The 22,590-nt window shown below is 65.6% G+C and carries 19 protein-coding genes; 5 read left to right on the forward strand and 14 right to left on the reverse strand.

Translation table 11 applies throughout. From position 1 onward, the window contains the following. Nucleotides 1-54 precede the first annotated feature (54 nt). Nucleotides 55-180 carry an entericidin EcnA/B family protein gene (locus V6R86_RS06105; protein WP_338502900.1) on the forward strand — a complete coding sequence of 42 codons (126 nt, stop codon included), beginning with the start codon at nt 55-57 and terminating at the stop codon, nt 178-180. A gap of 43 nt (nt 181-223) precedes the next feature. Continuing rightward, entirely contained in the window at nt 224-364 is a 141-nt protein-coding gene (locus V6R86_RS06110) for an entericidin EcnA/B family protein (protein ID WP_338502901.1), read from the forward strand. Between the two features lie 130 nt (nt 365-494). Here V6R86_RS06110 and rpoC read toward each other — a convergent pair whose 3' ends face one another. Both rpoC and rpoB read right to left on the reverse strand, forming a co-directional pair. Then, nucleotides 495-4,766 (reverse strand): DNA-directed RNA polymerase subunit beta', encoded by a 4,272-nt coding sequence (gene rpoC, locus V6R86_RS06115; RefSeq protein ID WP_338502903.1) that lies wholly within the window; start codon nt 4,764-4,766, stop codon nt 495-497. 68 nt (nt 4,767-4,834) lie between these two features. After that, a complete protein-coding gene (gene rpoB, locus V6R86_RS06120) occupies nt 4,835-9,004 on the reverse strand; it encodes a DNA-directed RNA polymerase subunit beta (protein ID WP_338502905.1) in 4,170 nt (1,389 codons plus the stop codon). Between the two features lie 328 nt (nt 9,005-9,332). On the opposite strand from rpoB, the gene V6R86_RS06125 reads away from it, so the two are divergent. After that, nucleotides 9,333-9,665: a hypothetical protein gene (locus V6R86_RS06125; protein ID WP_338502907.1), complete on the forward strand. Its 333-nt coding sequence runs from the start codon at nt 9,333-9,335 to the stop codon at nt 9,663-9,665. A gap of 89 nt (nt 9,666-9,754) precedes the next feature. Next, the gene (locus V6R86_RS06130; protein WP_338502909.1) at nt 9,755-11,215 is read left to right on the forward strand and encodes a hypothetical protein; all 1,461 of its coding nucleotides are present in this window, start codon (nt 9,755-9,757) and stop codon (nt 11,213-11,215) included. 81 nt (nt 11,216-11,296) lie between these two features. On the opposite strand, the gene rplL is transcribed toward V6R86_RS06130, so the two are convergent. The 12 genes from rplL to V6R86_RS06190 all read right to left on the reverse strand — a co-directional run bounded on the left by rplL (nt 11,297) and on the right by V6R86_RS06190 (nt 20,150). Further along, nucleotides 11,297-11,671 carry a 50S ribosomal protein L7/L12 gene (gene rplL / locus V6R86_RS06135; protein WP_314443085.1) on the reverse strand — a complete coding sequence of 125 codons (375 nt, stop codon included), beginning with the start codon at nt 11,669-11,671 and terminating at the stop codon, nt 11,297-11,299. 63 nt (nt 11,672-11,734) lie between these two features. Beyond that, nucleotides 11,735-12,250 carry a 50S ribosomal protein L10 gene (gene rplJ, locus V6R86_RS06140; protein ID WP_338502916.1) on the reverse strand — a complete coding sequence of 172 codons (516 nt, stop codon included), beginning with the start codon at nt 12,248-12,250 and terminating at the stop codon, nt 11,735-11,737. Nucleotides 12,251-12,533: 283 nt separating this feature from the next. Continuing rightward, complete coding sequence (locus tag V6R86_RS06145) at nt 12,534-13,106, reverse strand: anthranilate synthase component II (protein WP_338502918.1); 573 nt, start codon at nt 13,104-13,106, stop codon at nt 12,534-12,536. Further along, nucleotides 13,103-14,593: a chorismate-binding protein gene (locus V6R86_RS06150; RefSeq protein ID WP_338502920.1), complete on the reverse strand. Its 1,491-nt coding sequence runs from the start codon at nt 14,591-14,593 to the stop codon at nt 13,103-13,105. Before V6R86_RS06150 ends, V6R86_RS06145 begins: the two co-directional genes overlap by 4 nt. Further along, the gene (gene aroF / locus V6R86_RS06155; protein ID WP_338502922.1) at nt 14,590-15,603 is read right to left on the reverse strand and encodes a 3-deoxy-7-phosphoheptulonate synthase; all 1,014 of its coding nucleotides are present in this window, start codon (nt 15,601-15,603) and stop codon (nt 14,590-14,592) included. Before aroF ends, V6R86_RS06150 begins: the two co-directional genes overlap by 4 nt. A gap of 268 nt (nt 15,604-15,871) precedes the next feature. After that, nucleotides 15,872-16,291 carry a UrcA family protein gene (locus tag V6R86_RS06160; RefSeq protein ID WP_338502924.1) on the reverse strand — a complete coding sequence of 140 codons (420 nt, stop codon included), beginning with the start codon at nt 16,289-16,291 and terminating at the stop codon, nt 15,872-15,874. Nucleotides 16,292-16,495: 204 nt separating this feature from the next. Then, nucleotides 16,496-17,020: a hypothetical protein gene (locus tag V6R86_RS06165; protein WP_338502926.1), complete on the reverse strand. Its 525-nt coding sequence runs from the start codon at nt 17,018-17,020 to the stop codon at nt 16,496-16,498. A 68-nt stretch (nt 17,021-17,088) separates the two neighbouring features. Then, nucleotides 17,089-18,264: an NAD(P)/FAD-dependent oxidoreductase gene (locus V6R86_RS06170; protein WP_338502927.1), complete on the reverse strand. Its 1,176-nt coding sequence runs from the start codon at nt 18,262-18,264 to the stop codon at nt 17,089-17,091. Between the two features lie 41 nt (nt 18,265-18,305). Next, nucleotides 18,306-18,542: a hypothetical protein gene (locus tag V6R86_RS06175; RefSeq protein WP_338502928.1), complete on the reverse strand. Its 237-nt coding sequence runs from the start codon at nt 18,540-18,542 to the stop codon at nt 18,306-18,308. 89 nt (nt 18,543-18,631) lie between these two features. Further along, complete coding sequence (gene rplA / locus V6R86_RS06180; protein ID WP_338502929.1) at nt 18,632-19,327, reverse strand: 50S ribosomal protein L1; 696 nt, start codon at nt 19,325-19,327, stop codon at nt 18,632-18,634. A 4-nt stretch (nt 19,328-19,331) separates the two neighbouring features. After that, nucleotides 19,332-19,763 (reverse strand): 50S ribosomal protein L11, encoded by a 432-nt coding sequence (gene rplK / locus V6R86_RS06185; RefSeq protein ID WP_338502930.1) that lies wholly within the window; start codon nt 19,761-19,763, stop codon nt 19,332-19,334. A 132-nt stretch (nt 19,764-19,895) separates the two neighbouring features. Next, nucleotides 19,896-20,150 (reverse strand): hypothetical protein, encoded by a 255-nt coding sequence (locus tag V6R86_RS06190; RefSeq protein ID WP_338502931.1) that lies wholly within the window; start codon nt 20,148-20,150, stop codon nt 19,896-19,898. A 267-nt stretch (nt 20,151-20,417) separates the two neighbouring features. Between V6R86_RS06190 and V6R86_RS06195 the strand changes: the two genes are divergently transcribed. After that, nucleotides 20,418-22,523, forward strand: coding sequence for a M10 family metallopeptidase C-terminal domain-containing protein (locus V6R86_RS06195; protein WP_338502932.1), 2,106 nt, complete (start codon nt 20,418-20,420; stop codon nt 22,521-22,523). The last annotated feature ends 67 nt before the right edge of the window (nt 22,524-22,590 follow it).

The following is a 22,590-nucleotide window of genomic DNA, read 5'->3' on the forward strand; positions in this document are numbered from 1 at the left end:
GGACCCGGCTCGCGCTTGCGGCGTTCGTTCAGCCGCAAGCAAGGAGAGATCATCATGATTCGCAAGGTAATGACCCTGGCCCTGATCGCCGGTTCGATGAGCATCGCAGCGTGCAACACCGTTCGCGGTGCGGCTGCTGACGTGAATTCGGCCGCCAACTCGGTCGACAACGCAATTTGATCTGGGGCATGGGTCATTCCGGTTTCATCAACGGAGTAGACCCATGCGCAAGTTCGTCACCCTGGCCCTGATTGGTGGGGCGCTGGCTCTCACGTCTGCCTGCAACACCGTTCGTGGGGCGGCCAACGATTTGAATTCGGCTGCGAATTGCACCGAGAACACGATCAACGGACAGCGCTGCTAAGCAGCCGTCCAGGGCAGAAATGAGAAACCCCGCCGGTGATGAGCCGGCGGGGTTTTTCTTTGTTTGATTATTCGAGGGCAGGGAAACGCCCTCCCCGCCGTCCGGAAGCGGCGAGGAGGACGATTAGCTCTTAGTCCTGCAGATAGTCACCCGCATCGGCGTCGGTGCCGGTGCCGCTGGTGACGACTTCACCCAGCGGATCGGGACCCGAAGCCGAGGCATCGCGGGTCGACTGGGCATTCTCGGCCGCACGCAGTTCCGCAGCGCTGTTCGGCGCGACCAGCGCTTCGGCGAGCTTGCGCTGCGCCGCACGGAGCGAGGCATCGCGACTCGACGCGGCAACCCGCATGCGGTTCATGCCCGCGCCGGTGCCGGCGGGGATGAGGCGACCAACGATGACGTTCTCCTTGAGACCGTTCAGCGTATCGATCTTGCCCTGGACCGAGGCTTCGGTGAGCACCCGGGTGGTTTCCTGGAAGGAAGCCGCCGAGATGAACGACCGGGTCTGGAGCGACGCCTTGGTGATCCCGAGGAGGATCGGCTTGCCCGAGGCCGGACGCTCCCCCTTGCCGAGCTTGGAGTTGATCTCGTCCATCTCCTCGCGATCGACCTGCTCACCCTTGAGCAGGGTGGTGTCGCCGTCGTCGGTGATCTCGACCTTTTGCAGCATCTGGCGAACGATCACCTCGATGTGCTTGTCGTTGATCTTCACGCCCTGCAGTCGATAGACTTCCTGGATCTCGGTGACGAGATATTCGGCCAGGGCGACGACGCCGAGCGCTTCGAGGATGTCGTGCGGATCGGGCGAACCGCCGACGAGGTTGTCGCCCCGCTTGACGTAATCGCCTTCCTGCACATCGATGACGCGGCTCTTGGGGACCAGCTCCTCGTGCGGATCGCTGCCGTCGTCGGGGACGATCGCGATCTTGCGCTTGGCCTTGTAGTCCTTGAGGAACTGCACCCGGCCCGAGACGCGGGCGATGATCGCCTTGTCCTTGGGCGTACGGGCCTCGAACAGCTCGGCGACGCGCGGCAGACCACCGGTGATGTCGCGGGTCTTGGCGGCTTCACGCGGCATGCGGGCGAGCACTTCGCCGGCTTCCACGGTGGCCCCGTCCTCGACCGCGACGATCGCACCGGCCGCGAGACGATACACGCCCGCTTCCTGCGCATTGTCGCCCATCAGGGTCAGGCGCGGACGAAGATCTTCCTTCTTCGACTTGGCCATGTCCTCGGTGACGACGCGCTGGCTGATGCCGGTCGCTTCGTCGGTCTGTTCGGTCATCGTGCGGTTCTCGATCAGGTCTTGGAACCGGATCGTGCCCGCCTTTTCGGTGATCACCGGGCTGAAGCTCGGATCCCACTCGGCGATGCGCTCGCCCTTGGTGACGATGTGACCGCCCTCGCACAGCAGGTGAGCGCCGTACGGGATGCGGTGGGTCGAAAGCTCGCGGCCATCCATGTCGAGGATCGCGATTTCGCCCGAGCGCGACAGCGAGATGTGCCGGCCGCGCGGGTCGGTGATCGTCGGCATGTCACGAAGCTCGATGGTGCCGTCGACCGGCGCTTCGAGGTTCGACTGCTCGTTGAGCTGCGCCGCACCGCCGATGTGGAAGGTCCGCATCGTCAGCTGCGTGCCCGGCTCACCGATCGACTGGGCGGCGATGACGCCGACCGCTTCACCGATGTTGACCGGGGTACCGCGGGCAAGGTCACGCCCGTAGCACTTGCCGCACACGCCCTGCCGGCTGGCGCAAACCAGCGGCGAGCGGATCTTAAGACCCTGGAGGTTGGCGGCCTCAAGCTTGGCGACCATCGCCTCGTCGAGCAGGATGCCTTCCTCGATGATGGTCTCGCCCGTCTTGGGATCGACCACGTCCTCGGCGGTGGTACGGCCCAGCACGCGATCGCCAAGCGATGCGATAACCGAACCGCCCTGGACGATGGCGCGCATTTCGAGCGCCTGGTCCGTGCCGCAATCCTCCTCGATGATCACGGCGTCCTGCGACACGTCGACGAGGCGGCGGGTCAGGTAACCCGAGTTCGCCGTCTTGAGCGCCGTGTCGGCCAGGCCCTTGCGGGCGCCGTGGGTCGAGTTGAAGTATTCAAGGACGGTCAGGCCTTCCTTGAAGTTCGAGATGATCGGGGTCTCGATGATCTCGCCCGACGGCTTGGCCATGAGGCCGCGCATACCGGCGAGCTGTTTGATCTGAGCCTGCGAACCACGGGCACCGGAGTGGGCCATCATGTAGATGGAGTTCACCGGACGCTCGCGGCCGTCGTCACCCTTCGGTGTGGCGGAGATTTCCTTCATCATCTCCTGCGCCACGCGGTCACCGCAACGCGACCAGGCGTCGATCACCTTGTTGTACTTTTCCTGCTGGGTGATCAGGCCGTCCTGATACTGCTGCTCATAGTCCTTCACCAGCGCGCGGGTTTCCTCGACCAGAGGATCCTTCGCCTGCGGAATGACCATGTCGTCCTTGCCGAAGCTGATGCCGGCCTTGAACGCGTGGCGGAAGCCAAGACCCATGATCGCGTCGGCGAACAGGACGGTGTCCTTCTGGCCGGTGTGACGATAGACCTCGTCGATCACGTCGCCGATGTCCTTCTTGGTGAGAAGGCGGTTGACGGTTTCGAACGGCACCTTGTGGCTCTTCGGAAGCGTTTCGCCGAGCAGCATGCGTCCCGGGGTCGTCTCGAAGCGCTTCATGTACTGCTTGCCGTCCTCGTCCGTCTGCGGGACGCGGCTGACGATCTTGGTGTGCAGGGTCACGACGCCGGCGGCGAGGGCCTGGTGGACCTCGGTCATGTCGGCGAGCAGCGAACCCTGGCCCGGCTCTCCGTCCTTCTCGATCGAAAGGTAATAGAGACCCAGCACCATGTCCTGCGACGGAACGATGATCGGCTTGCCGTTAGCGGGCGAGAGGATGTTGTTGGTGCTCATCATGAGCACGCGGGCCTCGAGCTGCGCTTCCAGGCTGAGCGGCACGTGGACCGCCATCTGGTCGCCGTCGAAGTCGGCGTTGAACGCGGCGCAGACCAGCGGGTGAAGCTGGATCGCCTTGCCCTCGATCAGGACCGGCTCGAACGCCTGGATGCCGAGGCGGTGGAGCGTCGGGGCGCGGTTCAGGAGGACCGGGTGCTCGCGGATGACTTCATCCAGGATGTCCCAGACTTCCTTGCGCTCCTTTTCGACCCACTTCTTGGCCTGCTTCAGGGTCATCGACAGACCCTTGGCGTCGAGGCGCGAGTAGATGAACGGCTTGAACAGCTCGAGCGCCATCTTCTTGGGAAGACCGCACTGGTGGAGCTTCAATTCCGGACCGGTCACGATGACCGAACGGCCCGAATAGTCGACGCGCTTGCCGAGCAGGTTCTGGCGGAAGCGGCCCTGCTTGCCCTTGAGCATGTCGCTGAGCGACTTCAGCGGACGCTTGTTGGCACCAGTGATGGTGCGGCCGCGGCGGCCGTTGTCGAACAGCGCGTCGACCGCTTCCTGAAGCATGCGCTTTTCGTTGCGGACGATGATGTCCGGCGCGCGCAGCTCGATCAGGCGCTTCAGGCGGTTGTTGCGGTTGATGACGCGGCGATACAGATCGTTGAGATCCGAGGTCGCGAAGCGGCCGCCGTCGAGCGGCACCAGCGGGCGCAGTTCGGGCGGGATGACCGGAACGACGTCGAGGATCATCCACTCGGGGCGGTTGCCCGATTCAAGGAAGCTCTCGACGACCTTCAAACGCTTGATGATCTTCTTGGGCTTGAGCTCGGACTTGGTGACCGCAAGCTCCTCGAGCAGGGTCTTCTTTTCACCCTCGAGGTCCAGGTCCATCAGCATGATCTTGACCGCTTCGGCGCCGATGCCGGCCGAGAAGGCGTCTTCGCCGTGCTCGTCCTGCGCGCTCAGCAGCTCGTCTTCGGTCAGCAGCTGATACTTTTCGAGCGGGGTCAGGCCCGGCTCGATCACGACATAGCTCTCGAAATACAGGATCCGCTCGAGCTGCTTCAATTGCATGTCGAGGAGCAGGCCGATGCGGCTCGGCAGCGACTTCAGGAACCAGATGTGCGCAACCGGCGCGGCCAGCTCGATGTGGCCCATGCGCTCGCGGCGGACCTTCGAGACAGTGACTTCGACACCGCACTTTTCGCAGACGATGCCCTTGTACTTCATCCGCTTGTACTTGCCGCACAGGCATTCGTAGTCCTTGATCGGACCGAAAATGCGCGCGCAGAACAGGCCGTCACGCTCGGGCTTGAACGTGCGATAGTTGATGGTTTCCGGCTTCTTGATCTCGCCGAACGACCACGAACGGATCTTGTCCGGGGACGCGATGCCGATCTTGATCTGGTCGAAGGTCTCCGGCTTGGCCACCGGGTTCGCGAAGTTGGTCAGCTCGTTCATATTCTACTCCTGAGCCCTAGCGGGCCTCGAGGTCATATTCTTGTGGCGAAGGAGGAGGGCGCTAGCCCTCACTCCGCCGCGAGCGCCGGCGGCTCGTCCGAATTGTCGACGCTGTCGAGTTCGACGTTGAGGCCGAGCGAGCGCATTTCCTTGACCAGCACGTTGAAGCTTTCCGGAATGCCGCTCTCGAAGCTGTCGTCGCCCTTGACGATCGATTCGTAGACCTTGGTCCGGCCGATCACGTCGTCCGACTTCACCGTCAGCATTTCCTGCAGCGTGTAGGCGGCGCCGTAGGCCTGGAGCGCCCAGACCTCCATCTCACCGAAGCGCTGGCCGCCGAACTGCGCCTTACCGCCCAGCGGCTGCTGGGTGACGAGGCTGTACGGCCCGATCGAACGGGCGTGGATCTTGTCGTCCACGAGGTGGTGCAGCTTGAGCATGTAGATGATGCCCATCGTGACCTTGCGGTCGAACGGCTCACCGGTGCGCCCGTCGTACAGCGTCGACTGGCCCGAGGTGTCGAGACCGGCCTGGGTCAGCGCCGCCGACACGTCCGGCTCGCGCGCGCCGTCGAACACCGGCGTTCCCATCGGCAGACCGCCGACGAGGTTGCGGGCGAGGTCGAAGACGCTCTCGTCGCTGCGCGCGTCGATGTCGCCGTCATACTGCGACCCGTAGAGGCTCTTGAGCTTGTCGCGGATCGCGGCGGCATCCTTGCCGACGTAGTCCGAACCACGGTGGTGCATCTCTTCGAGCATGTCTCCGATCTGCTTGCCGAGGCCGCGAGCGGCCCAGCCAAGGTGGGTTTCGAAGATCTGCCCGACGTTCATGCGGCTCGGCACGCCCAGCGGGTTCAAGACGATGTCGGCATGCGTCCCGTCCTCGAGGAACGGCATGTCCTCGATCGGCAGGATGCGGCTGATGACGCCCTTGTTGCCGTGACGGCCTGCCATCTTGTCGCCCGGCTGAAGCTTGCGCTTCACGGCAACGAAGACCTTGACCATCTTGAGCACGCCCGGCGCCAGCTCGTCGCCCGCTTCGACCTTGCCGATGCGATCCTCGAGCTTGCGGCGGATGGCCGCTTCGGACTCGTCGTACTGGCCCTTCAGCGCCTCGATGTCGGCCTGGCGGGAATCGTCCTTGACGGCGATCTTCCACCAATCGTGCTTGTCGGTCGCTTCGAGCATCTCGACGTCGAGCGTCGCGCCCTTCTTGATCGTCTTGGGCGCCGCGGTGGCGACCTGCCCGACCAGCATTTCCTGCAGACGCGCGAAGGTCGCGCGGTTGAGGATCCGGCGTTCGGATTCGGCGTCGCCCTTGAGGCGATCCTTGTCCTCGGCCTGGATGGCGCGGGTACGGTCGTCGATGTCGATGCCGTGACGGTTGAAGACGCGCACGTCGACCACGGTCCCGGCAACGCCCGGCGGCAGGCGGAGCGAGGTGTCGCGGACGTCCGAGGCCTTTTCACCGAAGATGGCGCGGAGGAGCTTCTCTTCCGGCGTCATCGGGCTTTCGCCCTTGGGGGTGATCTTGCCGCACAGGATGTCGCCCGGCTCGACCTCGGCGCCGATGTAGACGATGCCCGCTTCGTCGAGGTTGCGAAGCGCTTCCTCGCCGACGTTGGGAATGTCGCGGGTGATGTCTTCCGGCCCGAGCTTGGTGTCGCGGGCCATGACCTCGAATTCCTCGATATGGATCGAGGTGAAGATGTCGTCCTTCACGATCCGTTCGGAGATCAGGATCGAGTCTTCGTAGTTGTAGCCATTCCACGGCATGAACGCGACGAGCACGTTGCGGCCGAGCGCCAACTCACCGAACTGGGTCGACGGACCGTCGGCGATGATCTCGCCGGCCTCGACCTCGTCGCCGACCTTCACCAGCGGACGCTGGTTAATGCAGGTCGACTGGTTAGAACGCTGAAACTTCATCAGGCTGTAGATGTCGACGCCGCTTTCACCCGGGCGAAGCTCGCTGGTAACGCGGATGACGATACGGGTCGCATCGACCTGATCGACGATGCCTGCCCGGCGCGCACCGATGGCGGCGCCGGAATCGCGGGCAACGGTTTCTTCCATGCCGGTGCCGACCAGCGGGGCGTCCGCCTGCAGCAGGGGAACAGCCTGACGCTGCATGTTCGAACCCATCAGCGCGCGGTTGGCGTCGTCGTTCTCGAGGAACGGGATCAGCGAGGCGGCGACCGAGACGAGCTGCTTGGGGCTCACGTCCATCAGGGTGATCTGGTCGCGCGGCGCGATCAGGAAGTCACCGTTGCGGCGCGACGAGATGATCTCTTCGGCGAAAGTGCCGTCGTCGTTGATCTCGGCATTGGCCTGCGCGATCGTGTGCTTGGCCTCTTCCATCGCCGACAGGTAGACGACCTCGTCGGTGACCTTGTGATCGCGCACGACGCGGTACGGGGTCTCGATGAAGCCGTACTTGTTGACGCGGCTGAAGCTCGCCAGGCTGTTGATCAAACCGATATTCGGGCCTTCCGGCGTTTCGATCGGACAGATGCGGCCATAGTGGGTCGGGTGGACGTCGCGGACTTCGAAGCCCGCGCGCTCACGGGTCAGACCGCCCGGCCCGAGGGCCGAGACGCGCCGCTTGTGGGTCACTTCGGACAGCGGGTTGGTCTGATCCATGAACTGCGACAGCTGCGAGGAGCCGAAGAACTCGCGCACCGCGGCCACCGCCGGCTTGGCGTTGATGAGGTCGTTCGGCATCACGGTCGAGACGTCGACCGAGCTCATGCGCTCCTTGACCGCGCGCTCCATGCGAAGGAGGCCGACGCGATACTGGTTCTCGAGCAATTCGCCCACCGAGCGGACGCGGCGGTTGGCGAGGTTGTCGATGTCGTCGATTTCGCCCTTTCCGTCCTTGAGGTTCACCAGCTCCTTGACGACGGCCAGGATGTCCTCGCGGCGCAGCGTGGTGACCGTGTCCTCGGCGTCGAGGCCGAGGCGCATGTTGAGCTTGACGCGGCCGACGGCCGACAGGTCGTAGCGCTCCGGGTCGAAGAACAGGCCGTAGAACAAGGCATCGGCGGTTTCACGCGTCGGCGGTTCGCCGGGGCGCATGACGCGGTAGATGTCGGAAAGCGCATGATCGCCGTCCTCGGACTTGTCCGCCTTCAGCGTGTTGCGGATCCAGGGGCCGGTGTTGACGTAATCGATGTCGAGCAGCTCGAGCCGGTCGATACCCGCCTTATCGAGCGCTTCGAGGTTTTCCGGGGTGATCTCGTCACCGGCTTCGACGTAGATCTGGCCGGTCGATTCATTAATGAGATCGTAGGCCGAGAAGCGGCCAAAGATGGTCTCGGTCGGGATGATCAGGTTGGCGAGGCCTTCCTTGCCGGCCTGATTGGCACGGCGCGGGGTGATCTTTTCAGCCGCCTTGAAGGCGACTTCGCCGGTATCGGCGTTGACGATGTCGAACATCGGCTTCTGACCGCGCCAGTTCTCCGGCACGTAGGGGATCTGCCAGCCGTTCGGCCCGCGCAGATAGGTCACGCGGCCGTAGAATTCGTTCAGGATCTCTTCGGAGGTCAGGCCCAGCGCGTGCAGCAGCGCAGTGACCGGCAGCTTGCGCTTGCGGTCGATGCGGACGTTGACGATGTCCTTGGCATCGAATTCGAAGTCGAGCCACGAACCGCGATACGGAATAACGCGCGCGGCGAACAGATACTTGCCCGACGCATGGGTCTTGCCGCGGTCATGGTCGAACAGGACGCCCGGCGAACGGTGCATCTGCGACACGATGACGCGCTCGGTGCCGTTGACGATGAAGGTGCCGTTCCCCGTCATGAGCGGCATGTCGCCCATGTAGACGTCCTGCTCCTTGATATCGATCACCGACTTGGCCTCGGTGTCGGGATCGATCTCGAAGGAGGTGAGGCGCAGGGTCACGCGCATTGGCGCGGCATAGGTCAGCCCGCGCTGGCGGCACTCATCGGTGTCGAACTTGGGGTCCTCGAGGACGTAATGGTCGAAGTCGAGGTGCGCGGTGCCCGCGAAATCCTGGATCGGGAACACCGAACGCAGGGTCTTTTCGAGGCCCGAGACATAGCCGGTCGCCGGATCGGACCGCAGGAACTGCTCATAGCTTTCGCGCTGAACCTCGATGAGGTTCGGCATCTCGCTGATCTCGTGGATGTTGCCGAAGATCTTGCGGATGCGGCGCTGCTTGGTGAAGCGCCCCGAAGACGTGTTGTGCGGAATGTCGATCGACTTGGTGGCCATGCGAAGTCCCTGCGCTTGACACGAAAGGCAGGCAGGCGCCCGCGCTTCCGCTGATCCCCGGCCCATGGGCCGAGGTGAAAAAAGTGGAGCGCTGCTCCCGCTAATCTCTCCACTTCGTTTGGCCCGCGCGCTGTTCGGACCCTGTCCCGGAGAGGGCAGGAAAGGCCCCAGGCGCATGGGAGTCCCATGCGGCGGAGCCGGTATGTTTGTCGGATGAGGTCTGCATATAGCTTTTGCAGCGCCCTTCGCAAGGGGGGAAAGCAACCAAAGGCGGGGCAAAGGCATTGGGCTGAAACGCTAACCCGCCTTGCCTGTGAAGGGTCTTTCCATGCGCCTGCTGCTCGTGTCCCCAGCTTTTGTGTTCCTTGCCGCCTGCGGTTCGGAAGCCAATAATCCGAACAAGAACATCCTGAATGCAACCGAGCAGATGGACCCGGCCGCCGCCGCGGCGGTCGAGAACGCGACCGCGCAGGGCGTCGACCCGCAGAACGCCCTGGCGATCGGCGGCGAGGCGGCGACCTTCGCGAACGAGCCGAACGCCGCCGATCGCGGCCAGACCGCGCCGCCGCCGGTCCAGGCCCGGCCCAACACCGTGCAGGAGCCGAACCGCAAGGACGGCACGGTGCCGCCCGACAAGACGGGTCCGGCCAACACCCAGTAGGTCGGTCGGAAAGAAATGAAGACGGCGGTAACCATCTGGTGACGCTCTCGCGCTAGCACTGCTCTCCGAATGACGGGGAGAAAGCCGGGGTGACGAGCGCGGTGAGCGAGAACGGGTGGAAGGCGGCGGCGTCGAGTAGCGAGCCGACCGACCACTTTGCGCCTGACGGGCTCGACGCCCATGCCGGCGCCCTGCAGGCGGCGATGCCGTTGCTGCTCGCCGCGCTGATCGCCTTTGCGGTGCAGATCTACCTTGACGGCGACACCGGCTGGCACCTCGGCGCCGGCAAGTGGATCATCGCCAATGGCGTGGTCCCGACCGCCGATCCCTTCAGCCATACCATGCCGGGCAAGGCGTGGACCGCTCACGAATGGCTGGCCGAAGTGCTGATGGTCGGCGCCGACCGGCTGGCGGGGTGGGGCGGGCTGGCGGCGCTGTTTGCTCTGTCGGCGGCGACCACTTTCTGGCTATTGGCGCGCCAAGCGTTCCGCTTCCTGCCCGCGCGCTGGGCGGTGGCGGCGGTCGGCGCCGCGGCCGGGGTGCTGTTCCCCTTCGCACTCGCCCGTCCGCACATGCTGGCCTGGACCCTGCTCGCCGCCTGGACGGTGATCCTGCTCCGCGCCCGCGAAGACCGAAGCGCCCCGCCTCTTGCCGCCGCGCTGCTGATGGTGGTGTGGGCCAACCTCCATGCCAGCTACATCTTCGGCTTTGGCCTCGCCGGCTTGTTCGCGCTGGAATCGCTGATCGAGAACCCGCGCGATCGCGGGCTGCTCGCACGCTGGGTCGCCTTCGGCTTCGCCGCGATGGCCGCCGCCGCGCTCGTCACGCCGTTCGGGCCGAGCGACTTCCTCTATCCCTTCCAGGTCAGCGGGATGGAAGCGCTGTCGGTGATCGGCGAATGGCGCCGCTCGACCTTTCCGGCCGACGCCTTGTTCTACACCTGCCTTGCCGGACTGGCGGTGCTGATCGCCAAGCGTTGGCGGAGCATGCCGCCGCTCCGGCTGCTGTTGCTGGTCGGGCTGTCGGCGATGGCGATCCTTCACGCCCGCCACCAGATGCTGTTCGCGATTGTCGGCCTGCTGGTGGTGTTGCCGATGCTCAATCCCGCCGCGGCTAAGCGGCGCGCCCTGCCGCGCGCAGCCTGGTTCTGGCCGGCGGTGGCGGTGCTGATCGCGGTGCGGCTGGCAGTGCCCTATCAGTTCAAGGAGCATAGCAGCTACCCACTGACATTGCTCGAAACCGTGCCGGATGAAATCCGCCGCCAGCCGGTCTATAACGAATATAGCCAGGGCGGCCCGCTCGTGATGCTCGGCATCCGCCCGTACATCGACGGGCGCGCCGACATGTATGGCGATGCCTTCACCTTCCGCTCGCGCGACATCAATCGCGGGGACATGGTCAAGTTTCGCGAGGACGTCGCGCGCTTTCGCATCCGTTGGGCGGTGGTGGAGTTTGACGACGGCATCAAGCCCAAGCTCGAGCGCGAGCCCGGCTGGCGCAAGTTCGCCGAGGACAAGCACGCTGCGATCTTCGTCAAGACGGATCGCTGATACGGAAAAGGGCGACCCCTTGCGGAGCCGCCCTTCCCGATCACCGGCGCTTCAAGACACCGGCGAAACTTAAGCAGAAGCTTACTTGAGCTCGACGGTGCCGCCGGCTTCCTCGATCTGCTTCTTGATCTTTTCGGCTTCGTCCTTGCCGATGCCTTCCTTGAGGGCCTTCGGAGCGCCTTCAACCAGCGCCTTGGCTTCGCCGAGGCCCAGGCCGGTGATGGCGCGGACTTCCTTGATGACGTTGATCTTCTTGCCACCGTCGCCGGTGAGGATCACGTCGAACTCGGTCTTCTCTTCAGCGGCCGGAGCGGCAGCGCCAGCGGCCGGGCCGGCGACGGCGACGGCAGCGGCGGCCGAAACGCCCCACTTCTCTTCGAGCGCCTTGGCGAGCTCGGCAGCTTCGAGAACGGTCAGCGCCGACAGCTGGTCGACGATGTTGTTGATGTCAGCCATTGTAGTCTCCTGTGCGGGGCGCGTCGGCCCCTGATTGTCGTGCGATAAAAAGAACGAAGAACCTTACGCCGCTTCGGCCGCCGCATAGGCGCCGAACACGCGAGCGAGCATTGCGCCCGGCTCGTTGATGGTCCGGGCAATCTTGCTCGCCGGCGCCTGAAGAAGGCCGATGAGGGTGCCGCGGAGTTCATCAAGGCTCGGAAGCTCAGCCAGCGCCTTGATGCCGTTCACGTCGAGAACGGTATCACCCATCGCGCCGCCCAGAACCTCGAACTTGTCGGTGGTCTTGGCGAAGTCCACCGCGACCTTTGCGGCCGCGACGGGGTCGATGGACGTAGCGAGGGCCGTCGGGCCCTTGAGCAGCTCACCGATCGGCTGATAGCGGGTGCCATCAAGCGCGATCAGGGCGAGGCGGTTCTTCGCAACCTTGAACTGGGCTCCGGCGTCGCGCATCCGCAGGCGAAGGTCGGTGGACTGGGCCACCGAAAGGCCGAGATTGCGGGTGACAACCACCACGCTGGTCTCGCCAAACACCTGCTTCAGTTCGGCAACCAGATCAGCTTTTTCGTTGCGATCCATGCCAACTCCAAACAAATGGTCATCAGCCACGAGTGGCTGGCGACCGGCTTCATGACCCGAATGCAAAACGCATCCGGGAGCTCGTGTCCGGGGGTTGGGAGGCGCGTGCGGGAGAAACCGCACGACAACGCGGGCATAGGCACCGCGAAAATCTCTCTTCCCCGTCTAGGCTGGACATTAAGCTCTCGAAAAAGAGCACCAACTGTCTCGGACGGTGTTTCCGGCAAGCCGGGAACGAGGGCGCCAATAGCAGAAAATGCCGCGCGATCAACCCGGGCGGCGCTCAGCCGAACATCTCCAGCAGATTGACCAGCATCGCGTCGCCGTGAGTGGTGAGGATGCTTTCGGGATGGAATTGCAGCCCGGCCTGAAGCGCCGCCAAGTCGCTGAACGCCATCGCCATCCCATCGACCGCCGCATGAACCGTGAAGCGCGGCGGGAGGTCGCGGGTGCAGAGGCTGTGGTAACGGGCGATCCGGGCCGGTGAAGCGATGCCGGCGAAGGGGCCGGCGCCATCATGGTCGAGCAGCATCGACTTGCCGTGCACCGCATCGGGCGCGCGGGTGACGGTGCCGCCGGCTTCCGCGACGATCGCCTGGTGGCCGAGACAGATGCCGATCAGCGGCACGCGGCCCTTGGCCAGTGCGATCAATTCGAGGCAGCAGCCCGAGGATTGCGGGGTGCCGGGGCCGGGCGAGATCATCAGGAGAGCGCCGAGCGCCTCGGCCTCGGCCAGCGCGGCGGCGGCGGCGATGCTGTTGCGGCGGACGTGCACGATTGCGCCGATCCGCTCGAGGCTTTCCACCAGGTTGAAGGTGAAGCTGTCGAGATTGTCAATAAGCAGGACGGGCTTCATGCGCCGAGCACTCCGAGCAGGGCCGAGGCTTTGGCGCGTGTTTCCTCGGCCTCGGCCTGCGGCACGCTGTCATGGACCACGCCGGCCCCGGCGCGGACTTCGGCAATGCTGCCGCGCACGAGGGCCGAGCGGATCACCACCGCGGTGTCCATCCGGCCGTCGCCGCCGATCCAGCCGATCGCTCCGCCATAGGGCCCGCGGCGCCTCGCCTCGGCGGCGCGTAGCAGTTGGGTGGCGCGGATCTTGGGGGCGCCGACCAGTGTGCCGACGTTGAGGCAGGCGGCGAGCGCGTCGAAGGCGTCGTAACCGGGGCGCAGCGTGCCGGTGACCGACGAGACGAGGTGCATGACCCGGGCGAAGCGCTCCACCGTCAGCAGCTTTGCGACCCGCCGCGTGCCGGGCAGCGAGACGCGGGCGACGTCGTTGCGGGCGAGATCGACCAGCATCATGTGTTCGGCCAGTTCCTTGCCGTCGAGCCGCATCTCGGCTTCCATCCGGTCGTCGGCGTCGGGGCTGGCGCCGCGCGGACGGGTGCCGGCGATGGGCTTGACCTCCACGGTGCGTCCGCTGGTGCCGCCGGGCGAGAGGCGAACGCTGGTTTCGGGGCTGGCGCCGAGCAGAGTCCAGTCACGGTCGGCAAGATAGAAGCGATAGCTTGCAGGCTCGGCCTCGCGCAGGCGGGCGTAGGCGGTGAGCGGGTCGGGGCAAGGGCCGGTAAAAGTGCGGCTGGGGACGATCTGATACACTTCGCCGGCGGCGATCTCCTCCTTGAGGCGCGTGACGAGCGCGGCGAAGTCGGCGTCGGAGAGATCGGGTTCGAAGCTTGCGGGCCGATCCGCGACCGTGGGAGCGGACGTCACCGGTTCGTCAGGGGCCGACAAGGCGGCGAGCCCTTCCTCCAGACGTAGGGCGGCGTCGTTCACATGCCGATCGTCGGAGCCGAAGGCCGTGCACAGCAGCCGCGCGGCGCCGCCCGGCGCAATGGTCAGCAGCGTGTCGGGCACGAAGAAGACGAACTCGGGAAAGTCGGCGGGCGGGCCGTCGGGCATCGTCTCGCCCCACGCCGCGAGATCGAAGCCGGCGACGCCGAGCAGCACGGCGCCGAACGGCTCCCCGCGCGGTGCGGCGGCGGCGTCGAGCAGGGCGCGGAGGGCGTGGAGCGGCTGGGGGCCGAGCAGGCGTTCGGCCGCATCTTCGCTCTTGGGGTGGGCGAAGGTGAGCAGCAGGCGGTCGGCCCGCCGCTCGCTGATCGCGGGCGATTGAACGGCGCCGAGCAGCGCCTCGCCATTGGCGTTCAGCGCTTCCAGCACGATGGTGCCGTCGCGCGCCTCGGCCCGGACGCAGGCCCGGCCCATGACCAGGCGCTGGCCGTCGGGTGCTTCGAACAGGCCGGTCGCCGGCCGCCCCCCGCCCAAGGCACGATAGGCGGCGAGCGGATCGATCCCCGCGGGCAGGCGGCGGGCGAGCACCCGCGCTTCGAGCCTCACAGCTGGCGGCCCACCGCGCCTGCCACCGCCCCGATCGCGCCCATCAATTGTTGGAACTGATCGGGATAAAGCGACTGCGCGCCGTCGCTCCACGCCTTGGCGGGATCGCGGTGGACTTCGATCATCAGCCCGTCGGCGCCGGCCGCCACCGCGGCGAGGCTCATCGGCGGCACGAGATCGCGAATACCGGTGCCGTGGCTGGGGTCGACCACAACCGGCAGGTGGGTCTTGCCCTTCACATAGGGTACGGCGTTCAAGTCGAGCGTGTTGCGGGTCGCGGGTTCGAAGGTGCGGATGCCGCGTTCGCACAGGATGACGTTGGGGTTGCCGGCCGCCAGCAGATATTCGGCGGCAAGCAGCCATTCCTGGATGGTGGCGCTAAGGCCGCGCTTCAGCAGCACCGGCCGTCCGGCGGCGCCGACCGCGCGGAGAAGCGCGTAATTCTGCATGTTGCGGGCGCCGATCTGAAGGCAATCGGCGGCTTCGGCGACATGGGATACGTCGACCGTGTCCATCACCTCGGTGACGATCGGCAGGCCGAGATCGTCGCCGACTTCGCGCAGGATCTTGAGGCCCTCGGTGCCGTGGCCGGCGAAACCATAGGGGCTTGTGCGCGGCTTGTAGGCGCCGGCGCGAAGCAGGGTGGCGCCCGCCGCCTTCACCGCCGAAGCGGTCTCATGCAGCTGGTCGGGGCTTTCCACCGCGCAGGGGCCGGCGACCACCGCCAGGCGGTCGCCGCCGATGGTCACGCCGCCAACATCGACCAATGTGTCGTGGGCCTGCAGCTCTCGGCTGACGAGCTTGTAGGGGGCAAGGATGGGCTTAATGCTTTCCACCGCCGGATCGCCGTCGAGCGCCAGTTCGGCGAGCACGCGTTCGTCGCCGAGTGCACCGAGCACGACCCGCTCGGCACCAGGCATGTGGAGCGGCTTCAGCCCTGCGTCTGCGATCTTCTTGAGCAGGCGTTCGGCCGAGGAGGCGGGGGCTTCGGGCTTGAGGACGATGATCATGAAAAGGTTCCTGGCGGTGGAGAGGGCGGGACCGGCAGGACAAGAAAAAACCCGCCGGGTGAGGGCGGGCGGGAGAGCGCTTCAGCTGGGCAAAAGGCCCTTAGCGCTCCACCGGCACGCCGCCGTGAACGCTAAACCACCAGGTGGCGGCAAGGACGGTCAGGGCGGCGGGACGAAGCATGGCGTGCTTGAAAGCGGAAACGGTCCAACAGGTCAAGCGGTGAGAGACGAGCGGAACGGCTTTTCCTGCCGGTCCGCTCGTCGACGCTCAGCGGGCGGCAACCACGATGTCGCGTGGGTTCGGTGCGGTGCGACCTGCCGCGGCCAGCGCGATGGCCTGGCTGCGGAGCGCGGCGACCTGGGTGTTGGACAATTTGCGGGCCCGGTCGCGGCAGCGGCCTTCGGCCATGGTGTTGCGGCCGAGGCCGGGCTCGTCGCACACCGCCGTGATCGCGCTCAGGATGCGGGAATTGAGTTTTCGCAGGTCCGACGCGCTGGTGAAATCGACATCGCTGGTATTCACCCGGCGCTCCTCGACGATGCGATCGCCGGGCGCGGTCAGCTCGATATCGTCGAGCACGTTGGTCTGGGCTGCGGCAACGCCGGAGGGCAGCGCGAGCGCGAGCAACGCGGCGGAAGCGGTAATGGTCAACGCGGCGATGCCGCTGCTGGAACGACGGTTGGTCATGGTTGAACCCCTTGATCGGCCCGGACGGAGAAGTCCGTGGGCTGATCCAAGGGGGTATGCGTCGGCCGACGCCGATGCGCGGCCGCTTCGATGCCGGGGCGGCGGGGGTCGATCGGGCGGCAACCCGTCATCCGGCCTCGACCGGACGGCAAACGGCGGAAAAGAGCGCTTGCCGATCCTTTCCGCCGCCGAAATTGACTGCAATCAGAAGCGGCTGGGACTGCCGTCGCCGGTGGTCATGCCGTCCTGCCGTTGGTCGCGACCGACGTCTTGGCGGTCGCTATCGCCGGCGCTATCGAACTGGTCCGAGCCGCCTTCGGTCTGGCCGCTGGCGAAGCGCTGCGCGCTGCCGTCGTCGCGCGCTTCGCTGTAGTCGTGCGTCTGGGTCGAGGCGATCTCGCCCGCCATGCCGCCGCTATTGCCGCCGCCCGCGCTCATGCCCTGTTGGCCAAATGCGCTGGTGGATCGATCCCCCTGCGACCCGCCCTGGACTTCCTGCATCAGGCAGTCGTGAAGCAGGGTCTTGGCCTGTTCCGCGAGCTGCCGTTGCGCTTGCATGGCTTGTTCGAAAAACTGGCGGTGCTCGTCCTTGCCCTGCGCGTCGCCCATGTAGATCCGGCAATTCTCGACGCCTTGCAGCGCGTGATAGAGGACGGCGGTGAGGTCGTAGGTGACGTCGCGGGTGCCGGTGGTCTGGCCCTGCTCGCGGCTGGTGTTGGTGTTTTCCATCGGGTATTCCTCCTGTCAGCTGAAGGACAAACGCGTGACGGCGAAGGTCGTCGCATGGCCCGCCGCGTTCAGAGCGCCTGGCCGGCGGCGACCCCCGAGGCCCAGGCCCATTGGAAATTGTAGCCGCCGAGCCAGCCGGTCACGTCCACCGCCTCGCCGATGGCGTAGAGGCCGGGCACCTTGCGGGCTTCCATCGTCTTCTGGGACAATTCGGCGGTGCTGATCCCGCCGACGGTGACTTCGGCCTTGGCGAAGCCTTCGGTGCCGCTTGGCCGAAAGGTCCAGTCGGCAAGGCGGCGTTCGGCGGCGTCGAGAACCTTGTCGGAGCTGTTGCCAAGTTCGGCGGGGAGGGCGATGCGCTCGGCCAGCGCGTCGGCGAGGCGGGCGGGGAGCGATTCCGCGAGGATGGCGGGGAGTCGGGCGCGGGGGCGCTGGCGTTTGGCGTCGCGCAGCCAGCCGGGCCGAGTGTCGGGCAGGAAGTCGATGGCGACCGCCTCGCCGTGGCGCCAGTAGCTCGACACCTGGAGGATGGCGGGGCCGCTCATGCCCTTGTGGGTGAAGAGCGCGGCTTCGCGGAAGGCCGCGCCGCCAGCGCGTGCTTCGACTGGGGTGGCGACGCCGGACAGCGAGCGGAACAACGCTTCGTCGCCGCCGAGCGTCAGCGGCACGAGAGCGGGGCGGGGCTCGACCAGCTTGAGGCCGAAGCGCTTGGCGAGGTCGTAGGCGAAGCCGGTCGCGCCAAGCTTGGGGATCGAGGGGCCGCCGGTGGCGATGACGAGGGCGGGGGCTTCGACCTCCCTCTCCCCCGCGCTGATCCGGAAGCGGGTGCCGTCATGCTCGACCGCGCGGATCGGGCAATCGCAGCGGACCGTCGCGCCCGCGCATTCGGCGAGCAACATGGCGACGATCTGCCGCGCCGATCCGTCGCAGAAGAGCTGGCCGAGCGTCTTTTCGTGCCAGGCGATGTGATGCTTTTCGACGAGGTCGAGGAAATCGCGCGGGGTGTAGCGGGCGAGCGCCGAGCGCGCGAAATGCGGATTGGCGGAAAGGTAGCGGTCGGGCGCCGCTCCGACATTGGTGAAATTGCAGCGGCCGCCGCCCGAGATGAGGATCTTGCGGCCGGGTTCGGGGGCGTGATCGAGGACCAGCACCCGGCGGCCGCGTTGCGAGGCGACGGCGGCGCACATCAGGCCCGCGCCGCCGGCACCGAGAATGATCGCGTCGTAAGGGGCCGGGGCGGACATGATGTCGCCCTAGCCCCCTCACGCGTCGCTGCCGAGAGGCGTTATTCGCCTTCGAGCGGCAGGGTGTCGACGTCTTCCTCCAGTGCCGCGCCGCTGGCCGCGCCTTCGGCATCGGCGATGTCGCGGGCGAGGAATTCCATCTCGACCCCGCTCATCGCGTCGCCGGCCAGTTCGTTGGGCGAGGCGAGGGGGTGGTCGTTGCTGAATTCGGTTTCTTCGGCATCGAGCGCGGCTTCGGCGGCGGTGTCGGTGGTCGGGTCGCGGGGATCGTCGATCATGGTGGAAGCTCCTTCTTGCAAGCCTCAACGAGAAAGGGCCGCGACGTTTCCGCCGCGACCCTTGCTGGTTCACATAAAGCTGGTGAGGCTTACGCCACGCCCTCTTCGAGCTGGACCTTGATGCCCGGGCCCATCGAGGAGCTGATCGCTGCCTTCTTCAGATACTTGCCCTTGGCACCGGCCGGCTTGGCCTTGGTGATGGCGTCGACGAACGCGTCATAATTGGCGCGCAGGTCTTCGGCGGCGAAGCTCGCCTTGCCGATGCCGGCGTGGATGATCCCGGCCTTTTCGACGCGGAACTCGATCTGGCCGGCCTTGGCGTCGGTGACAGCCTTGGTGACGTCCATGGTGACGGTGCCGAGCTTCGGGTTCGGCATCAGGCCCTTGGGACCCAGCACCTTACCGAGGCGACCGACGACGCCCATCATGTCCGGCGTCGCGATGACGCGGTCATAGTCGAGCTTGCCGGCCTGCATTTCTTCCATCAGATCCTCGGCCCCGACGCGGTCGGCACCGGCGGCAGTCGCTTCGTCGGCCTTGCCGCCCTTGGCGAACACGGCGACGCGAACGGTCTTGCCGGTGCCCTTGGGCAGGTTGACGACGCCGCGGACCATCTGGTCCGCGTGACGCGGATCGACGCCGAGGTTCAGCGCGACTTCGATCGATTCGTCGAACTTGGCGGTGGCCAGCGTCTTGGCGAGGCTGATCGCCTCGTCGACGCCGTACAGCTTCTCGCGGTCGACCTGGTCGGCCTGGCTCTTCTGCTTCTTGGTCAGCTTGGCCATGTTCTTAGCCCTCCACCACTTCGAGGCCCATCGCGCGGGCGCTGCCTTCGATGATCTTGGTCGCCGCCTCGATATCGTTGGCGTTCAGATCCTTCATCTTCGCTTCGGCGATCTCGCTCAGCTGGCTGCGCTTGATCTTGCCCGCGGAGACCTTGCCCGGCTCCTTCGAACCCGACTTCAGGCCAGCGGCCTTCTTGATCAGGAAGCTGGCCGGCGGGGTCTTGGTGGCGAAGGAGAAGGAGCGATCCGCATAGACGGTGATCACCGTCGGGATCGGCATGCCCTTTTCCATTTCCTGCGTCGACGCGTTGAACGCCTTACAGAATTCCATGATGTTGACGCCGCGCTGACCCAGCGCAGGGCCGATCGGCGGGGACGGGTTGGCGGCGCCGGCCGGCACCTGCAGCTTGATATAGCCGGTAATCTTCTTGGCCATGATCACTCTCTTCTGCCCCGAAAGGCGGGGCGGTTCAGTTTAGCGGTTCAAGCGGCCGCGTGATGACACGCGACCTCCCGCAAAGGCTCCAGTGATGCTGGAAGGCGGCGCCCCTAGCAGAGGCGAGCGCGATTAGGAAGGGGTCTTGGGAGGTGGCGCGTCCTTCGGCGCCGGCGCGGGTTTGCCCGGCACCGGTTCGACCAGGTCACCGGGGCTCTTGTGCGGCGGATCGACTTCCGCCGGCGGCTGCCAGGGTGAAGGGACGATCTTGTCGCCAGCGCGCGTTTGCGCGGTCGGCTTGGGCATCTCAGCGTCGGCTCCCTTTTTCGTCGAGCATGCCGACAGTGCCGCTGCGGCGACCATGAGAAACGGGATTGCATCGATCATGAAAAACCATTCCCCATGAAACTGTTAGGCGGGCATGAAAAAGTTTCAATAAGGTTATTGACGTCCAATTCAACACGCAATACGCCTGTTAACGGCTCGTAAAGCCATTGATTCTTCTCAACTTTTTGTCGGTTCGCTACAGCGGGCGGCACGCGTTCTGCGCGGCCGTTGCGGGGGGCGGCCGTGTGCTGAAGGGGATAGCAGTTGTCGAACGAAGTGATCGCACATGACCCGGGTAATCTTGATTGCGTGTGCCCCGGCTGTTCCATGCCTGTTGCCGAATCCAACGACACGGTTCCCGCCCTCGATGCCTCGCTCGATCCGCAGGCTGGCGGTTCACTCAACGGCAAGCCGATCTTCTCCGCCACGCAGGTTGCGGCCTATCTGAACCGCACCGGTGGGGGCTGGGTCGACGGCACCAACGACAGCGGGCTCGAAGGACGCCAGAACAACATCGGCGACGACAACAAGGTCATCACCTTCGGCTTCTTCAACACACAGGCGCAGGTTGCAGCCAACGGCTACACCTACGTCGCGAACAACGCCCAAGGCGTTCCCACCAACTACGGTCTGGCCGAGTACTTCAACTTTGCGGCCTTCACGACTGCGCAGCGCGACGCGACCCGCGAAATCATGCAGTCGTGGGACGATGTCGCCGCGGTCAGCTTTCGCGAGACCAGCGCCGACGATGCCGACATGAACTTCGGCAATCTCGCCAGTGCGCCGACCACCCAGGCGTATGCCCGTATCCCGACCGCGTCGCTCGACACGCTGCTCGGCGGGCAGGTGCGCGAGATCGGCGGCGACAGCTGGATTTCGGCAAGCCAGGCCAGCAACTTCCAGCTCGACGAGGGCGGCTACGGCCTCCAAACGCTGCTTCACGAAGCCGGCCACAGCCTCGGCCTCAGCCACCCGGGTGCGTATAACGCCGCGCCGGGCCTCTCGATCACCTACGGCGCCAACGCCGAATATGCGCAGGACACCCGGGCCTATTCGGTCATGTCCTATTTCAACGCCAGCTCGCTCGGCGCGCGTCACTTCGACTTCAACATTTCGACCACGGTCTATTCGGGCGTGCCGCTGATCCACGACATCGCGGCGATCCAGCGCATGTATGGCGCCGACATGACCACTCGTACTGGCGACACGGTCTATGGCTTCAACAGCAATGCCGGGCGCGACAGCTACGACTTCACCAAGACCCCGGCCCCGATCATGGCGATCTGGGACGCTGGCGGAAACGACACCATCGATGCGTCGGGCTATGCGACGCGGCAGGTGATCGACCTGACGCCGGGCTCGCTCAGCAGCATCGGCGGCGTCACCTTCGACACCGCGCCGACCTATGAGCAGGTGGTGGCCAATCGGACCGCCGCCGGGATCTCAAATGCGACTTATACTCGCGCAGTCTATGATACCAACATGGCCGCGCTGAAGGCCAATCCGGAAGTGGGCCGGCTGACCGATAACGTCGGCATCGCCTATGGCGCGATCATCGAGAATGCGATCGGCGGTTCGGGCGCCGACACCATCATCGGCAACAGCGTCGACAACATTCTGCGCGGCAATGCGGGCAACGATCTGCTCGCCGGTGGCGCCGGAAACGATCTGCTGGACGGCGGGACTGGTGATGACGAAATGCTCGGCGGCCTCGGTAACGATCGCTTCAGCGTCGATTCGGCCGGCGACAAGGTCGTCGAACTGGCCGACCAAGGCATCGACAGCGTCATCAGCTCGGTGAACTATGCGCTGACCGACAATGTCGAGAACCTCACGCTGACCGGGGCGGCCGTTTCGGGCACCGGCAACGATCTCGACAACGTCATCACCGGCAATGCGCTCGCCAACATCCTCGTCGGCGGCGCGGGCAACGACCGCCTGGTCGGCGGCGATGGCCGCGACTTCATGACTGGGGGCAGCGGCGCCGACGTGTTCGTCGCCGAAAAGAACAGCATGAAATCGACCGGCAAGAGCGGCAGCTTCTCGACCGACACGATCACCGACTTCGTGGCCGGCACTGACAAGATCGATCTCAGCGGCTTCGGCTTCACCGATATCCGGGTGATCGGTCTCGGTGCCAATCGCGAGAAGGGTAACATCTCGATCCGGGAATTCGACAGCGTGAAGGGTGCCGAGACGGCGCTTGGCTACGACATCGACGGTATCGACGGGCCGAGCACCTACACGGGCAAGGTCACGATCGTGTACATCAACATCGATGGCGGCGCTCCGGACATCGCCCTTTCGCTGCTCGGGACGTCGGGCGTCACCGCCAACGACTTCCTGTGGCAGACTTCGGCCGCGTCGAGTGTCGATCTGGTCGGCACGGCGGGCACCTCGGGCATGGCGATGCAGAACTACATGTTCGGCTGATCGCCGATCGCTGACGACTAAGGAGAGCCGGGAAGGTGCACTGCCTTCCCGGCTCTTCTTGCGTCTG

This window comes from Sphingomonas kaistensis (genome assembly GCF_036884275.1).
Lineage (GTDB): Bacteria > Pseudomonadota > Alphaproteobacteria > Sphingomonadales > Sphingomonadaceae > Sphingomicrobium > Sphingomicrobium kaistense_A.

Bases quoted from the DNA above. Each gene is read 5' to 3' on its own strand.
- V6R86_RS06105 (WP_338502900.1), top strand. From the start codon at position 55: ATGATTCGCAAGGTAATGACCCTGGCCCTGATCGCCGGTTCGATGAGC.
- V6R86_RS06110 (WP_338502901.1), top strand. From the start codon at position 224: ATGCGCAAGTTCGTCACCCTGGCCCTGATTGGTGGGGCGCTGGCTCTC.
- rpoC (WP_338502903.1), bottom strand. From the start codon at position 4,766: ATGAACGAGCTGACCAACTTCGCGAACCCGGTGGCCAAGCCGGAGACC.
- rpoB (WP_338502905.1), bottom strand. From the start codon at position 9,004: ATGGCCACCAAGTCGATCGACATTCCGCACAACACGTCTTCGGGGCGC.
- V6R86_RS06125 (WP_338502907.1), top strand. From the start codon at position 9,333: ATGCGCCTGCTGCTCGTGTCCCCAGCTTTTGTGTTCCTTGCCGCCTGC.
- rplL (WP_314443085.1), bottom strand. From the start codon at position 11,671: ATGGCTGACATCAACAACATCGTCGACCAGCTGTCGGCGCTGACCGTT.
- rplJ (WP_338502916.1), bottom strand. From the start codon at position 12,250: ATGGATCGCAACGAAAAAGCTGATCTGGTTGCCGAACTGAAGCAGGTG.
- V6R86_RS06145 (WP_338502918.1), bottom strand. From the start codon at position 13,106: ATGAAGCCCGTCCTGCTTATTGACAATCTCGACAGCTTCACCTTCAAC.
- aroF (WP_338502922.1), bottom strand. From the start codon at position 15,603: ATGATCATCGTCCTCAAGCCCGAAGCCCCCGCCTCCTCGGCCGAACGC.
- V6R86_RS06160 (WP_338502924.1), bottom strand. From the start codon at position 16,291: ATGACCAACCGTCGTTCCAGCAGCGGCATCGCCGCGTTGACCATTACC.
- V6R86_RS06165 (WP_338502926.1), bottom strand. From the start codon at position 17,020: ATGGAAAACACCAACACCAGCCGCGAGCAGGGCCAGACCACCGGCACC.
- V6R86_RS06170 (WP_338502927.1), bottom strand. From the start codon at position 18,264: ATGTCCGCCCCGGCCCCTTACGACGCGATCATTCTCGGTGCCGGCGGC.
- V6R86_RS06175 (WP_338502928.1), bottom strand. From the start codon at position 18,542: ATGATCGACGATCCCCGCGACCCGACCACCGACACCGCCGCCGAAGCC.
- rplA (WP_338502929.1), bottom strand. From the start codon at position 19,327: ATGGCCAAGCTGACCAAGAAGCAGAAGAGCCAGGCCGACCAGGTCGAC.
- rplK (WP_338502930.1), bottom strand. From the start codon at position 19,763: ATGGCCAAGAAGATTACCGGCTATATCAAGCTGCAGGTGCCGGCCGGC.
- V6R86_RS06190 (WP_338502931.1), bottom strand. From the start codon at position 20,150: ATGATCGATGCAATCCCGTTTCTCATGGTCGCCGCAGCGGCACTGTCG.
- V6R86_RS06195 (WP_338502932.1), top strand. From the start codon at position 20,418: ATGCCTGTTGCCGAATCCAACGACACGGTTCCCGCCCTCGATGCCTCG.